The 14,362-nt window shown below is 72.3% G+C and carries 17 protein-coding genes; 9 read left to right on the top strand and 8 right to left on the bottom strand.

Translation table 11 applies throughout. From position 1 onward, the window contains the following. Positions 1 to 18: 18 nt before the first annotated feature. Positions 19 to 1,260, bottom strand: coding sequence for an MFS transporter (locus tag P696_RS44550; RefSeq protein WP_034484101.1), 1,242 nt, complete (start codon positions 1,258 to 1,260; stop codon positions 19 to 21). 74 nt (positions 1,261 to 1,334) lie between these two features. Here P696_RS44550 and P696_RS0110335 point away from each other — a divergent pair, with 74 nt between their 5' ends. Continuing rightward, the gene (locus tag P696_RS0110335) at positions 1,335 to 1,826 is read left to right on the top strand and encodes a MarR family winged helix-turn-helix transcriptional regulator (RefSeq protein WP_026412286.1); all 492 of its coding nucleotides are present in this window, start codon (positions 1,335 to 1,337) and stop codon (positions 1,824 to 1,826) included. 17 nt (positions 1,827 to 1,843) lie between these two features. On the opposite strand, the gene P696_RS0110330 is transcribed toward P696_RS0110335, so the two are convergent. Continuing rightward, complete coding sequence (locus P696_RS0110330; RefSeq protein ID WP_026412285.1) at positions 1,844 to 2,773, bottom strand: NADP-dependent oxidoreductase; 930 nt, start codon at positions 2,771 to 2,773, stop codon at positions 1,844 to 1,846. 148 nt (positions 2,774 to 2,921) lie between these two features. Here P696_RS0110330 and P696_RS0110325 point away from each other — a divergent pair, with 148 nt between their 5' ends. From P696_RS0110325 to P696_RS0110305, 5 genes are all read left to right on the top strand, one after another. Next, positions 2,922 to 3,356 carry a winged helix-turn-helix transcriptional regulator gene (locus tag P696_RS0110325; protein ID WP_026412284.1) on the top strand — a complete coding sequence of 145 codons (435 nt, stop codon included), beginning with the start codon at positions 2,922 to 2,924 and terminating at the stop codon, positions 3,354 to 3,356. Between the two features lie 10 nt (positions 3,357 to 3,366). Then, entirely contained in the window at positions 3,367 to 3,525 is a 159-nt protein-coding gene (gene sp36, locus P696_RS55755) for a Sp36 family protein (RefSeq protein WP_117357377.1), read from the top strand. Positions 3,526 to 3,527: 2 nt separating this feature from the next. After that, a complete protein-coding gene (locus P696_RS0110315) occupies positions 3,528 to 3,989 on the top strand; it encodes a RidA family protein (protein WP_026412283.1) in 462 nt (153 codons plus the stop codon). A gap of 111 nt (positions 3,990 to 4,100) precedes the next feature. Next, on the top strand, positions 4,101 to 4,958 hold the full coding sequence (locus P696_RS0110310; protein ID WP_245627596.1) for an NUDIX hydrolase: 858 nt from the start codon (positions 4,101 to 4,103) through the stop codon (positions 4,956 to 4,958). A 126-nt stretch (positions 4,959 to 5,084) separates the two neighbouring features. Beyond that, complete coding sequence (locus P696_RS0110305) at positions 5,085 to 5,876, top strand: MBL fold metallo-hydrolase (protein ID WP_051467357.1); 792 nt, start codon at positions 5,085 to 5,087, stop codon at positions 5,874 to 5,876. A gap of 77 nt (positions 5,877 to 5,953) precedes the next feature. Here the strand turns inward: P696_RS0110305 and P696_RS0110300 are convergent, their stop codons facing one another. After that, positions 5,954 to 6,640 carry a Crp/Fnr family transcriptional regulator gene (locus P696_RS0110300; protein ID WP_026412280.1) on the bottom strand — a complete coding sequence of 229 codons (687 nt, stop codon included), beginning with the start codon at positions 6,638 to 6,640 and terminating at the stop codon, positions 5,954 to 5,956. A gap of 449 nt (positions 6,641 to 7,089) precedes the next feature. On the opposite strand from P696_RS0110300, the gene nth reads away from it, so the two are divergent. Then, positions 7,090 to 7,836, top strand: a complete 747-nt coding sequence (gene nth / locus P696_RS44545) for an endonuclease III (protein WP_051467261.1) — start codon at positions 7,090 to 7,092, stop codon at positions 7,834 to 7,836. An 86-nt stretch (positions 7,837 to 7,922) separates the two neighbouring features. On the opposite strand, the gene P696_RS0110290 is transcribed toward nth, so the two are convergent. After that, the gene (locus P696_RS0110290; RefSeq protein ID WP_026412279.1) at positions 7,923 to 8,495 is read right to left on the bottom strand and encodes a maleylpyruvate isomerase family mycothiol-dependent enzyme; all 573 of its coding nucleotides are present in this window, start codon (positions 8,493 to 8,495) and stop codon (positions 7,923 to 7,925) included. Between the two features lie 322 nt (positions 8,496 to 8,817). Between P696_RS0110290 and P696_RS0110285 the strand changes: the two genes are divergently transcribed. Further along, the gene (locus P696_RS0110285) at positions 8,818 to 9,483 is read left to right on the top strand and encodes an NUDIX hydrolase (protein ID WP_425394139.1); all 666 of its coding nucleotides are present in this window, start codon (positions 8,818 to 8,820) and stop codon (positions 9,481 to 9,483) included. 153 nt (positions 9,484 to 9,636) lie between these two features. After that, on the top strand, positions 9,637 to 10,833 hold the full coding sequence (locus tag P696_RS0110280; protein ID WP_026412277.1) for a MarP family serine protease: 1,197 nt from the start codon (positions 9,637 to 9,639) through the stop codon (positions 10,831 to 10,833). 25 nt (positions 10,834 to 10,858) lie between these two features. Here P696_RS0110280 and P696_RS44540 read toward each other — a convergent pair whose 3' ends face one another. From P696_RS44540 to nhaA, 4 genes are all read right to left on the bottom strand, one after another. Beyond that, positions 10,859 to 11,182: a DUF309 domain-containing protein gene (locus P696_RS44540; protein ID WP_245627595.1), complete on the bottom strand. Its 324-nt coding sequence runs from the start codon at positions 11,180 to 11,182 to the stop codon at positions 10,859 to 10,861. A gap of 152 nt (positions 11,183 to 11,334) precedes the next feature. Beyond that, positions 11,335 to 12,258, bottom strand: a complete 924-nt coding sequence (locus P696_RS0110270) for an alpha/beta fold hydrolase (protein WP_026412276.1) — start codon at positions 12,256 to 12,258, stop codon at positions 11,335 to 11,337. A 13-nt stretch (positions 12,259 to 12,271) separates the two neighbouring features. Further along, positions 12,272 to 12,724: a phage holin family protein gene (locus P696_RS44535; protein WP_051467259.1), complete on the bottom strand. Its 453-nt coding sequence runs from the start codon at positions 12,722 to 12,724 to the stop codon at positions 12,272 to 12,274. 159 nt (positions 12,725 to 12,883) lie between these two features. Beyond that, a complete protein-coding gene (nhaA, locus tag P696_RS44530; RefSeq protein ID WP_034484095.1) occupies positions 12,884 to 14,113 on the bottom strand; it encodes a Na+/H+ antiporter NhaA in 1,230 nt (409 codons plus the stop codon). Positions 14,114 to 14,362: the final 249 nt, after the last annotated feature.

Here is a 14,362-nt window from a genome sequence, read left to right as displayed (position 1 = left end):
CTCCCGCGCGCCCGCGCGTTAGGCGGGCTGGTGTTCGGGGGTTGGGCTGGGTTCTGTGGCGTCCAGGGTAAGGCGGCGGACGCCCGGGGCCGCCAGCGTGCCCAGGCAGGATGTGGCGACCAGGACGGCCGCTACCAGGAGCGGAGCGCGTGGCCCCCAGATCGAGGCGGCCCAGGGGCCGAGCGCATAGCCGAGGGGCGCGGCGGCCAGGGACAGTAGCCAGTCGTAGGACGTGACCCGTGCGAGGGTTTCGGTGGGGATAACGGCCTGGACGGTCGTTTCCCAGGTCGGATTGAGGAATCCGAGGCCCGCCAAGGCCAGCGCGTAGCAGGGCACGAAGACCATGGCCGGTGCGTAGAACGCCAGCACGGTCAGCGGGATCGCGTAGGCGGCAAGTCCCGCGTTGGCAACGGCCACCGGACGGCGCGGTCGGAAACGTCCCGCTATCAGGGACCCGATGACGAGCCCGACCGCACCGGCTTCCGTGGTGACGATCCAGACGGTCTCGCCGCCAAGACGCTGGACGGCGATCACCGGCGCGAGCGTGAGCATCACGCCCTGCGCGCCGTTCCACATTCCGTGCGCGACGAGGCTCGTCCAATACCAGTCGCGGGCGCGGACCTCCGTCCATCCCTGCTTCAGGTCGGCGCGTAGAGAAATCGCCGGTTCTTCGGTCGCAGGGCCCCTCCGCTGGACGCGCGCGCATGAGATCAGGGCGGCGCTCGCCCCGAAGGACGCGGCGTCGAGCAGGAACGTCCAGCCGGGGCCGATCGTGAGCACGAACGTGCCCGCGATGGCCGGGCCCAGCAGCTTCGTCGCGCCCGCGACGGTTCCCAGGAGCGCGTTCGCGCGGGGCAGGGCGTGCGCCGGGACGGTCCCCACGATCATCGGCGACAGAGCCGGGAGGGCCAGGCCGGACGCGGCGCCGCCGACCGCCTGCGCGACCGCGAGCTGCCACAGGGACGGATGCCCGCCGAGCAGCAGGAACGCCGTGCAGAGCTGGGCCGCGCAGGCGAGCGCGTCCGTGGTGATCGCGATCGGGCGGGCGCCCCGGCGGTCGGCCAGGACGCCGCCGAGGGGGAGCGCCACGAGCTTGGGGAGCATCGCCGCGGCCAGCACGATCGCGAGCGAGGAGCCCGAGCCGGTCACCCGCAGGACGGCCAGCGCCAGCGCGGCCGGGACGACGGCGTCCCCGGCCAGGGAGAGCGTCCGGGCGCCGAACAGCAGCCGGAAGTCCCGGCCGCGGAGGGGGTGTGTCATGGCGACCGAGATTAGTTCGGCAGGGAATTATTCGTCAACGAATTAACTCGGAGGGCGGCCTGTACCCTCTCCGCATGCCGACGCGCGACCAGGTGGACGATCATGTGGACCGGTGGATGCCGATCGTCCCCGACCTCGATCCCGACGTGGAGGGCGCGATCACCCGCGTCCACAAGATCTCCGCGCACCTGCGGAAGGTCAAGGAGCGGGCGCTGGCGGACGGCGACCTGCACGTGCACGAGTACGACACGCTCCAGGCCCTGGGCGGCCGGGACGGCCGGGCCGCCCCGTCGCAGCTCGCGGCCGACCTCGGGATCGCGCCCAACTCGGTCACCGGACGCCTCGACGGCCTGTCCGCGCGCGGCTTCGTCCTGCGCACCCCCTCGGAGCTCGACCGCCGCCGCGTGATCGTCGAGCTCACCGAGGAGGGCCGCGCCGCCTGGCTCGGCGCGATGGGCGCCCAGGGCGTCGAGGAGCACCGCATCCTCGAAGCCCTGGACCCGGACGAGCGCCGCCTGCTGTCCGACCTCCTCCGCCGCGTCATGATCCGCGCCGACGAGCGCTGACCCGCAGCGGTCCGCGCTCAGGGCTGGAGGACGAGGCGGCCTCGAAGGCCGCCCTCGGCGAGGCGGATGTGGGCCTTCGCGGCGTCCTCCAGGGGGAGGACGCCGGCGACGCGGGTCGTGAGGCGGCCCGCGTCCGCGAGGGCGACGAGGTGTTCGAGCTGCGCGGCGTCCGCGTGGAACCAGACGTTCCGGACGCGGGTTCCGCGGAGGTTCACCGGCACCGCGTCGCCGCCGTTGACCGCGACGAACGCGCCGCGGTTGCGCAGGGCGTCCAGGGCGCGGACGCCGAGGCAGGCCGCGTCGAGGACGCCGTCCACCCCGCCGGGGACCAGGTCCCGGACGGCCCGTCCGAGCGGCTGGTCGCGTCCGACGACGTGCGTGGCGCCCGCCTCGCGCAGCGCCGCCTCGTCCGCCGGGGACGCCGCGGCGACCACGCGGAGGCCGCGCAGCGCGGCCAGCTGCACCGCGAACCCTCCGACGGCTCCAGCGGCCCCTGTGACCAGCACAGAGGCCCCCGGACGAAGATCCAGTAGATCCAGGCCCTGGAACGCGGTCAGGCCGTTCAGCGGCAACGTGGCCGCGTGTGCGGCGTCCAGGGTCCGGGGCGCGTGGACAACGGCGTCCGCGTCCAGGACGATCGCCTCGGCGTGCGCGCCGGTCGGCATGAGCAGCCGGTCACGCAGGCCGACGACCCTGTCGCCGGCGGCCAGCCGGTCGACGCCCGGGCCGACGGCGTCGATCTCGCCCGCCGCGTCCAGGCCGAGGCCGAGGGGCAGGTCGGGGGCGATGGCGGCGAGGTGGCCCTCGCGGGCTGCCAGGTCCACGGGGTTGACCGTGGCCGCCTCGATCCGGATCCGCACCTGCCCCGGACCCGGGACGGGCTCGGGGACGTCCGCCACCCGCAGGGTCTCCGGGCCGCCGTACTCCGTCACACTGATCGCGCGCATGCCAAAGACTCCCTGGTCAGATGTGTTTTTCGGGAAAATCCCGTGTGCAGACGAGCATGCGCGGAAGACGCGGCGGCCGGAAGGGGTTACCTCGGAGTGCGTACCCGACCCGGGGGTGAGCGCGCCGGAAGCCGGAGGTGGGAGGACCATGGCCACGATGACCGCCGAGCAACGCCGTGCGGAGGCGAAGGCGGAGTTCGACGCGTACATGGAGACGTGCCCGACGAGCCGTCTCATGGCCGTCCTCGGGAACAAGTGGACGACGACGCTGCTGAACCGGCTCGCCGACCACGGCACCATGCGGCACGCCGAGCTCGCCCGGTCCGTCCCCGGGATCAGCGCGAAGATGCTCACCCAGTCGCTCCGCGCGCTGGAGCGGGACGGCCTGGTCACGCGGCACGTCACCGCCGCGGTCCCGGTCCAGGTGGACTACACGCTGACCGTCCTCGGGGAGACCCTGATCCCGATCGTGGCGACCGTCCGGGCCTGGGCGGACCGGCACATGCCCGACGTGGAGGCCGCGCGCGGCCGCTACGACGGCGCCCGGGCAGGGGAGGCGGTTCCGTCTCCGCGCGATCGCTAGGCTGAGCGCCATGAAGAAGTGGGAGTACGCGACCGTTCCTCTGCTGGTCCACGCGACCAAGCAGATCCTCGACAACTGGGGCCAGGACGGGTGGGAGCTCGTCACCGTGCTGCCCGGCCCGAACCCGGAGAACCTGGTGGCCTACTTCAAGCGCGAAGTGGAGCCGTAAAGGTGAGCACTCCTGAGGAGCGGATCGTCGAGCTCGGGCTCGAGCTGCCCGAGGTGGCCCGTCCGCTGGCCGCCTACGTCCCGACCGCCCGCACCGGATCGCTGGTCTACACGGCCGGCCAGCTGCCCGTGGTCAAGGGCGAGCTTCCGGTGACCGGCAAGGTCGGCGCCGAGGTCACCCCCGAGCAGGCCGCCGAGCAGGCCCGGATCTGCGCGCTGAACGCGATCGCGGCGCTGAAGGCCGAGGTCGGCGACCTGTCGCGGATCGTGCGGATCGTCAAGGTCGTCGGGTTCGTCGCGTCCACCCCGGACTTCACCGGCCAGCCGCTGGTGCTCAACGGGGCGAGCGACCTGCTCGGCGAGGTGTTCGGCGAGGCGGGCGTCCACGCGCGCAGCGCGGTCGGCGTCGCGGTCCTGCCGAAGGACGCGCCGGTCGAGGTCGAAGTGATCGCCGAGGTCTCCTGACCCAGGCGCGAAGCTCCCGGACGGCCGTTCCCGACCGCGCCGACGTGGCAGGTCCTTGATCGTCGGGTCTTCGGCCGCACCCCCGGCACCCTTGACGGAACGTGATTCGGTATGCCCGAATGGGGCGTCATGAACGGGTTGAGGTTGCCGGCGGAGTTCCGGAAGCAGATCGAGGGCATCGCGGCCGGGACGATCGAGCCGGTCCGGCCGCGGCACGCCGCCACGGTGGTCGTGCTCCGCGACCACGCCGAACACGGGCTGCAGGCGTTCATGCTGCGCCGCGTGGGCTCGATGGCGTTCGCGCCCGGCGCGTACGTGTTCCCCGGCGGCTCGGTCGACCCGCGTGACGGCGAGGCGAGCCCGGCCTGGACCGGGCCGTCCCCGGCCGACTGGGGTCGGGCCTTCAAGGCGGACGAGCCGCTCGCCCGCGAGCTGGTCTGCGCGGCCGTCCGGGAGACCTTCGAGGAGACCTGCGTGCTGCTCGCCGGGCCGACCGGCGAGTCCGTCGTGGACGACACGCGTGGCGACGAGTGGGAGCGGGGCCGCAAGGCGCTGCTCGACCGCTCCCTCTCGTTCGCCGAGTTCCTGGACGAGCGCGGCCTCGTCCTGCGCTCCGACCTGCTGCGTCCCTGGGCGCACTGGATCACCCCCGCGATCGAGCCGAAGCGCTACGACACGCGGTTCTTCGTCGCGGCCATGCCCGAGGGGCAGCGCGCCCGCGACGTCAGCACAGAGGCCGACAGGACCGCGTGGGTGCGTCCTGCAGAGGCCGCCTCGCGCGGGCGCGCGGGCGAATGGCCGATGCTGCCCCCGACCATCGCCACGCTGGACGACCTGTCCCATTTCGACACGGTCGCGGACGTTCTCGCCGCGCCGCGCGAGATCACCGTCCTGGAGCCCGAGGGGCAGATCATCGACGGCGAGCCCTACCTCGTCCTCCCCGAGGACGCGGCGCGCTACGACGCGTAGACCGGCATGGCGGGGATGGGGGCCCGGCTGACCTGGTCACTCGGGCTCCGCCTGGCCGGGACGTCCCTGCCGCGACGGCCGGCCCGCCTCGGACTCGGCCCCGGATGGTCGGGCAGGATGGGGCAGATGAGGGATATCGACGGGACTGGTACGGATCGGGCGAGATGTGTGCTCGCTCCGAATCCGTCCCCGATGACGCTGGACGGCACCAACACCTGGATCCTCGGCGAACCCGGCGCCGAGGAGGTCGTGGTCGTCGATCCCGGCCCCGAGGACGGCGTGCACCTGCGCCGCGTCCTGGCCGAGGCGGAGGCGGACGGACGGCGCGTCGGGCTCGTCCTGCTCACCCACGGCCACCCCGACCACTCGGCGGGCGCGGCCACGTTCGCCGGGATGGCCGGACGCGACGTCAAGGTGCGGGCGCTCGACCCCCGGCACCGGCTCGGCGGCGAGGGCCTGGTCGAGGGGGACGTGGTGACGACCGGAGGGCTCGAGCTGCGGATCATGGAGACGCCCGGCCACTCCGACGACTCGCTGACGTTCTGGCTGCCCGCCGACCGCGCGATCCTGACCGGGGACACCGTGCTCGGCTACGGATCGACCGTCCTTGAGGGAAGGCTCGGCGACTACCTGGCGTCCCTGGACCGGCTGCGCCGCTTCGCCGACGACAACGACGCCGTCGCCGTCCTGCCGGGCCACGGCCCGAAGCTGGACGACCCGCTCGGCGCGATCGGCCACTACATCCGGCACCGCCGCGAGCGGCTGGCGCAGGTGGAGGCCGCCGTCCGGGGCGGAGCCCGGACCGCCCGCGAGGTCGTCGAGGTCGTGTACGCCGACGTGGACCGCAACCTGTGGCCCGCGGCCGAATGGTCGGTCCAGAGCCAGCTCGACTACCTGGCCGAGCAGAAAAACCCCTGAAACCTGCGAACGCGCGCGCATGAGCGGGGCTCGTGCGCGCGCGTTCGCGGCCGTTCGTCGCCTGGAGAGGCGGTGTGCTACTTGGAGCGCTTGCGGAGGCGCTCGATGTCGAGGATGACGACGGCGCGCGCCTCGATGCGCAGCCAGTTGCGCTGGGCGAAGTCGGCGAGGGCCTTGTTGACCGTCTCGCGGGACGCCCCGACGAGCTGCGCCAGCTCCTCCTGGGTGAGGTCGTGGTGGACGTGCAGCCCGGCCTCCGACGGCTGGCCGAAGCGCTCGGCCAGGTCGAGCAGCGCCTTGGCGACGCGTCCCGGGACATCGGTGAAGACCAGGTCGGCCATCACGTCGTTGGTCTTGCGGAGCCGCTGGGCGAGCGCGCGGAGCAGCTGCACCGCGACCTCCGGGTGGCCGGTCAGCCACGGCCGCAGGTCGTCGTGGCCGAGCCCGGCGAGGCGGCACTCGGTGACGGCGACCGCGCTGGCCGTGCGGGGCCGCGGGTCGAACAGCGACAGTTCGCCGAACATCTCGGACGGACCGAGCACGCTCAGCAGGTTCTCCCGGCCGTCCGGCGCCGTCCGGGTGAGCTTGATCTTGCCCTCGAGCACGACGTACAGCCGGTCGCCGGTCTCACCCTCGTTGAACAGCGTCTGACCGCGGGCCAGCCGCACCTCGGTCACGTTGGCGCGCAGCGCCTTGGCACCCTGCTCGTCCAGGGCCTCGAACAGCGGAGCCCTGCTCAGAACGTCCACGTCGCGGTCGGTCACGCTTCTCCTCCTCGAACACCCACATGCCTAGTGTGACGTACGTCCCACCGCGTACGTGAAGGCAGGGTCCACGGCGCGCCGAAACCGGACGGTCCGGGCCCTCCACCCCGCCTTCACGGCGGTGCCTCCGGCTGATCGTCCCCGCAGCGGCGTCCGGTTCCTGAACGTCATCTGCGCATCCAGTGTACGGATCCGCGGGTGAATGCGGTCACAAACGTACCGTTTCTCCTCTTCGGACGTGGTTACCCGCCAGTCACATACTGTTCCCGAAGGGGCCTCCAGGGCGTTACATCGCCGTCGCCCAGGGGGAATCGGGCGTTCCAGCGCGTTCCTCGTGCGCGTGCGGGTTGCGGACGATCCCGTGACGTGCGCCACGCCCACCTGGGCGTCTGTGGACGAGAAAGCCGCTACAGGCACGGCCTTTGGCATCTGGTTCTAGGCTGAACGCCATGGCGACGAACACGGAGAGCGGGCCGCGTCCTCGTGCGCGCAAGTGGCAGGAGGAGACGCGCCTGGGGCTCGTCCGGCGCGCGCGGCGGATCAACCGGGAATTGGCCGATCTTTACCCGAACGCGCACTGCGAGCTGAACTTCACGTCGTCCTACGAACTGCTCATCGCCACCGTCCTGTCCGCGCAGACCACGGACAAAAGGGTCAACGAGACGACGCCGGCGCTGTTCGCCAAGTACCCCACGCCCGAGGACCTCGCCGCCGCGAACCCCGAGGCCCTCGAGGTGATCCTGAAGCCGCTCGGATTCTTCCGGTCCAAGACCAAGTCGATCATGGGCCTGTCGAAGGCGCTGGTCGAACGGTTCGACGGCGAGGTCCCCGGCCGGATGAAGGACCTGGTCACGCTGCCCGGCGTTGGCCGCAAGACCGCGAACGTCGTGCTCGGCAACGCCTTCGGCGTCCCGGGGATCACCGTGGACACCCACTTCGGCCGCCTCGCCCGCCGGTTCGGCTGGACGACGTCCGACGACCCGGTCAAGGTCGAGCAGGACGTCGCGGACCTCATCCCCCGCAAGGAGTGGACGATCCTGTCGCACCGGATGATCTGGCACGGCCGCCGGATCTGCCACTCGCAGCGTCCGGCGTGCGGCGCGTGCGCGATCGCGCACCTGTGCCCGTCCTATGGCGAGGGGCCGACCGACGCGAAAACGGCCGCGAAGCTCGTCCGCGACCGTTCCTTCGCCTGAGGGGGCCGTTCTGGCCGTCCGCCTAGGGGTTGCGACGAAATTCGGCGTTCCCAGGCGGGGGGCTCAGGGCGTCCTAGACGGCTGGTTCAGGGCGTCCAGTGCGGGTCGCGGCCCAGGTAGCGCATGAGGGAGGCCACCTCGTCGCCGGACGTCGCGGGCAGCGCGGTCGCGTAGGCGCCGAAGGCCCGCAGCGGCTCGACGATCTGCTGCGCCACGGGCAGGAGGTCGCGCGCGAGGGTGGTCGGCAGGGGCGTGGGCGCTCCGGCGGACTTCGCGAGGTCCCAGGCGTGGACGGCGGCGTCCAGGGCGCACGCGCCCACGCCGAGCCCGGCGGGCATGTCGTTCGGCGGGACCGGGACGCGCACCTTCTCGTAGCTGGTGGCGACGCCCGCCCACGCCTCGGCGGCGAGCTTGAGGGCCGGTTCGAGCAGGTCACCGGGCGTGCCGTCGAGCGTCCCGGACGGCGAGAACGGGTCGAACGACGGCCCGGGGCCGCCGGTGAGGAAGGCCGCGAACCCGATCTGGTCGCCCGCCGCGTGCTGGAGCACCTGCGCGGCGGTCCAGTCCGAGCAGGGCGTCGGGGCGTCCCAGTCGGTGACCGCGGCCACCGCGGCGCGCAGCGCGTCGTGGGACTGCGCCAGGATCGGCCAGTTGGTCATGTCATCTCCTGCCGGGTCGGATCCCGGCCGAAGACGATCAAGCCGGTCATCGGGGTTTCTATCGCGAATCGGAGCCGTTTGGCAGTGCTTCCGGGCATCGACTTCCGAGGTGGGACGCGGGTGCGCGGATCGGGTGCGCGGCGCGGGGCGGCCGTGCCAGGGTGAAGCGCGGCCGATCCGGGGAGTCCGTATCGGATTTCTCCGGATCCGCCCTGGCCGCCGGCGGCCGTCACCGGTTTCGAACGGGTACGGCCACCGGGTTCCGGACGGTCGAATTTCGGACGGCGGGAAGCAACGGGCCCGCCGCCGGGTTGGGAGAGATGTGATCGACGCCGCTTCCCCCACGTATCCCGCCTGGCTGGAGCGCTTCGTCCACGAGGCGCCGCGGATGCCGGTGCCCGACCGCGCGCCCTCCCTGGGGCAGGGCGGACGGCGCGCGGCGGTGCTGATCCTTTTCGGCGACGGCCCGCACGGTCCCGACGTGCTGCTCACCGAGCGCGCGGCGACGCTGACCAAGCACGCCGGGCAGCCCGCGTTCCCCGGCGGACGCATCGACCCGGAGGACGACGGCCCGGTCGCCGCGGCGCTGCGCGAGGCGCAGGAGGAGGCCGGGGTCGTCCCGGCGGGCGTGGACGTGCTGGTCACGCTGCCCGAGCTGTACCTGTCCCACAGTGAGCACCTGGTCACGCCGGTGGCCGGCTGGTGGCGCGAGCCGTCCGAGGTCGCGCCCGGGCATCCCGGCGAGGTCGCGACCGTCGCGCGCGTCCCGATCGCCGAACTGACCGACCCGGCGAACAGGCTGACCGTCCGGCACCCGTCCGGGCTGCGGCTCGGTCCGGCGTTCCGCGTCGGCGGCATGCTGGTGTGGGGGTTCACGGCCGGGCTGCTCACGGCCGTCATCACCGCGGGCGGCTGGGAGCGTCCGTGGGACACCGGTCACGTGGAGGACCTCCCGCCCGACGTCCTCTCCCTCTCGTTCCGGAGCTGACCGAAGCGCGCATGCGCCCCGCACACCGGGCGTTACGGGCTTCCGTGACTGCTCGTGCGCGCGCGTGCATCGCCCCGGATGACTAGACGCGTACGGTGAAACTGGTACAGCGAGGGGACGTGCGCAGCCCCGTTGTCGCTATACGGTGAAGCGGTGCTGGGCGACCACCTTCTGGATCTGATCCTGTTCGTGCTGATACTGCTGTTCGCGGTGTCCGGCTACCGGCAGGGCTTCATCGTGAGCCTGCTGAGCTTCGTCGGCTTCGTCGGCGGCGGTGTCGTGGGCGTGCTGATCGCCCCGCCGATCGCCGAGGCCACGGTGAGCGGCGCCGCGCAGCAGGCGCTGCTGGCCATCGTCATCGCCTTCCTCGCGGCCACCCTCGGGCAGCTGCTCGCGTCGTCGCTGGGCGCGGTGCTGCGCAACCGGGTGACGCACAACAACGCGCGCACGGCGGACGCGGTGGGCGGCGGCGTCGTCTCGGTCCTCTCCCTGCTCATCGTCGCCTGGTTCTTCGGGTCGCTGGTCGCCAACTCGGAGTTCAAGTCGGTGCGGACGCAGGTCAAGGGGTCGTCCATCATCAGCGGCGTCAACGACGTGATGCCGCAGCAGGCGCAGACCTGGTTCTCCTCCTTCCGCGGGTTCGTGGCCAGCAGCGAGTTCCCGCAGGTGTTCAACGGCCTCGGCGGCGAGTCGGTGGCGAAGGTCCCGCCGCCGAACGACGCGATCCTCAACACCGGCGCGCTGCGCGCGGCCAAGCAGTCCATCGTGAAGATCACCAGCACCGCGCCCGACTGCCAGCGCCGCATCGAGGGCACCGGCTTCGTGTTCGCGCCCGAGCGCGTCATGACGAACGCGCATGTGGTCGCGGGCGCGCGAGGCTCGTCCCAGATCGACTCGCTGGACGGCAAGCGCCACGGCGGCAAGGTCGTCCTGTACGACCCGCAGCGCGACGTGGCCGTCCTGTACGTGCCGGGGCTGAAGTCGACGCCGCTGAAGTTCGCCGGGCCCGCGCGCGTACGAGACGACGCCATCATCGCCGGGTACCCGAAAAGCCGTCCGTTCACGGCCCTCGCCGCCCGGATCCGGGCCCGGCAGATCTCCCGGGCACCGGACATCTACCACTCGCCGCAGGTCACGCGCGAGATCTACGCCATCCGCGGCGACGTGGAGCAGGGCAACTCCGGCGGTCCGCTGCTCACCAGCAACGGCCAGGTCTTCGGCGTCATCTTCGCCGCCGCCCTCGATTCGCCGCAGACCGGCTACGCCCTGACCGCCAACGAGGTCTCGCCGGACGCGCGCGCGGCACAGGGCGCGACCATCTCCGTCTCGACCGAAGGCTGCGCCGACTAGCGCCGACCACCCCCGAGCATGGTGCCTAGCGGAGGCGTAGCTTGACGGCGGTTTCGAGCGGGAGTTCCTCTGCGAGGGCACGGACGGTGGACGTCAGCCTCGGGACGTCGATGCCGTGTGTGTCGTCCGCATCTCTCGCGTACTCGTCGAGTCGGTCGGCGGCGCGTGAGAGAAGAGCCTGAGCGCCGCGTGGGTTGCCTCTGCGTAGGTGCGTGATGCCGACGGCCACCTGCGCGAGGGCACGCCACAGCTCGCGTTCGTTTTCCGGGGACGACTTCCAGACCGCTTCGAGCACCTCGTGCGCGTGGAAGGGACGGTCCGCGTCCAGGAGCCGCTGGGCCTCTGCCAACGCTTCGTCCGGTGGCAGGTCGAAATCGTCCGGCGTGGTGGGGATACCCGCCGAGCCATGGGGGAGCGGACGTCCGTATGCGTCGCGGGGACGCGCGTTACGCGCCCGCCCCCGCGCGTCCCGATCCCGCTGGTCGTTGGGCTCGGACATGGTCAGCGTTCGGGTTCGGGGTCGTTGAGCCAGCCGATGAGTTCGGCATCGAACGCGCGCGGACGTTCCTCATGCGGGAAGTGACCGGCACCGTCGATGAGCTTCCAGCGGTAGGGCGCGGTGACGTACCGTCCGGAACCCTGGGCGCTGGCAGGGAGAGTGCAACGGTCGAGCGCCCCGTGCAGCTGAAGCGTCGGGACCTGGATGGGCGCGCGCATGCGGCGCGCATAGCGGATCCCGTCCGGGCGCGGCTGCGACCGGACGAGCCAACGGTGGTACTCCAACGCGCAGTGGGCGACGCCGGGGATGCGTATCGCGTCGCGCACGAGGCGCTCGGTGCGTTCGTCCGGCCAGCCTGGGCCGGACCAGTCGTGTAGGAGCCGTCCAACAAGCGCAGCGTCGTTCTGGACGAGACGACGCTCCGGCCATACGGGAACCTGGAAACCGAGCGTGTGCCGGGTCGCCCAGAGCTGACGGCTCGGATTCCCGCGAAGCGACTGGCGCAGCCGAAGCGGATGCGGCGCGCCGACCGTCACCAGCCTCTGGACGACCTTGGGATGGTAGGCCGCCATCGTCCACGCGAGCAGCCCGCCCCAGTCGTGGCCGACGACGATCGCGTTGGCCTCTCCGAGCGCGCGCACGAGGCCCGCCGCGTCCGCGGCGAGGGTGACCAGGTCGTAGCCGCGCGGCGGCTTGTCGCTGGCGCCGTAGCCGCGCAGGTCGACGGCCGCCGCGCGGAACCCGGCGGCGGGGAGCGACACGAGCTGGTTGTGCCAGGTCCACCAGAACTCGGGGAACCCGTGCAGCAGGAGCACGAGCGGCCCCTCACCCGCCTCCGCCACATGGAAGCGGGTGCCGCCCGCGCTCACCGAGCGGTGCGTCCAGGGTCCGTCGATCTCGACCAGCGAGGCGTCCGGTGCGGCCATGGTGCGTGTCCGCTCAGTCCGCCAGGGCCGGGGTGTCCGGGGCGTCCTCGACGGCGTCGTCGCCGCCGCGGTGGCGGAGCATCTCGAAGTCGGCGCGCAGCTGCGCGCGCGTCCGCTGCGCCCCGCGGATCTTGCGGATGCGCAGGTAGCCGATGCCGACCAGGGCGGCGGCGACCAGCAGGTAGACGCCCGCGACGATGAGGAACGCGGCCCAGTGCCAGACGCCGAGGGCGACCAGGCCGTAGGCCGCGGCGATCGACAGCAGGATCACGATGAGCCCGGCGCACAGACCGGCGATCGCGAACATGCCGCTGCCCAGCGCGGCCTTCTTGGCGTCGTCCTTCAGCTCCAGCTTGGCCAGGTCCAGTTCGGCCCGGATCAGGCTGGACACGTTGCTGGACGCCATCGCGACGAGCTCGCCGAGGGACTTGTCCTCCATGCGTTCGCCCGGCAGTGCCTCAGACATAGCGCTCTCTCCTTCCAGGACCCCGGTCACCAGGGCCGAACCCAGCCTGGCAGCTCGTCCGCCGCCCCGGCCAATCGGCCCGTCCGCACGGCCCGTCCGCACGGGCCGTCCGCACGGGCCTTCCGCACGGGGGCCTGTCCTGTCCGACACGCCAGGACATCAGCCCGCCCTCACCGAACGGGCACGCTGCCGCACCCGATGCCTGAAGACCGCGGACGCGGCCACCGACGCGACGAGGCTCGCGATCAGGACCGCTGTCGTCACTCTCTCGAATTGTGCCGGGTCGGGGTAGGCCAAACCGCCGATCAACAGCGAAACGGTGAAGCCCACTCCGGCCAGCGCCGCCACTCCCGCGAGCTCCCGCCAGTGCAGTCCCTCGCCGAGCGAGGCCAGTCCGAGCCGGACGGCCGTCCACGCGCCGCCGAGGACGCCGACGAACTTGCCCACGACCAGCCCGGCGATCACGCCGATCGCCACCCGGTCCTGGAACACCGCGCCGAGGGCCGCCCCGCTGAGCGCCACGCCCGCGCTGAGGAAGGCGAACAGCGGCACGCACAGCCCGGCCGAGACCGGGCGCAGGACGTGGGCGGCCCGCTCGGCGTTCGTGGGCCGCTCGTCCGGCGTCTCCCTGGTGGAGGTCAGCATCCCGAGCGCGACGGCCTCGACGGTCGCGTGGATGCCGCTGCGCTGCACGAAGTACCACCCGAGGAGGGCCAGCGGGACGTACACCCACGGCGTCCGGACGCCCCTGGCCTGCAGCACCCCGTACACCGCGACGAGCGCGACGCCCGCCAGGAGCGGCGTCACCGCGAGGCCCGAGGTGTAGAAGATCGCGATGATCAGGATGGCGATCAGGTCGTCCACGATGGCGAGCGTCAGCAGGAACGCGCGCAGCGGGCCGGGGCAGTCGGAGAACGTCACCGCGAGGACGGCCAGCGCGAACGCGATGTCGGTCGCGGTCGGGACGGCCCAGCCGCGCATGCCGTCCCCGGTCCCGGCGGTGATCGCGAGGAAGATCAGCGCGGGCGCGGCGACGCCCGTGGCGGCGGCGATCACGGGCAGGGCGGCGTCCCGCGGGTCGCGCAGCGCGCCGTGCGTGAGCTCCTCGCGCAGCTCGAGCCCGGCGATGAAGAAGAACACCGCGAGAAGCCCGCTGGACGCCCAGTGCGACAGGTCCATGTGGTGCAGGCCGAGCCAGTCCGGGCTCAGCTCGTAGTCCCGGATGCGCGTGTACGCCGCCGACCAGGGCGTGTTGGCCCAGATCAGCGCGGCGACGGTCGCCAGGAGCATGATGACGCCGCCCACGGTCTCCGTCCGCAGGGCCTCGGTCACGTTCTTGGCGTACCGGACGGTGGGCCGGGCATGTCGGCTGTCTCGTGCGCGCGTCAAAGGAATCCCCCGAGTGGCAGGCGAACGTCGTCCGGGGACGGAGCCGGCTCGTGCGCGCACGAAACCGGATGCCCCCCCTCACCGACCAGACTTCCCGGCACACCTTTTTCGAGCCTACCGGGATGATCGTCGCCTAAATCCCTTGTGCCCGCCTCTGACCGTGCGAAACGGGCGCCGATGGTGTCGTCGGCACCCGTTTCGCATGCGCGCGCGAGGTGTTCGCTACCGGCGCTTCACGCGTTCTGTACG

This window comes from Actinomadura oligospora ATCC 43269, from assembly GCF_000518265.1.
Lineage (GTDB): Bacteria > Actinomycetota > Actinomycetes > Streptosporangiales > Streptosporangiaceae > Spirillospora > Spirillospora oligospora.
Note: the sequence above shows the minus strand (reverse complement) of the source record. Positions and strands in the feature narration are given on the sequence as shown.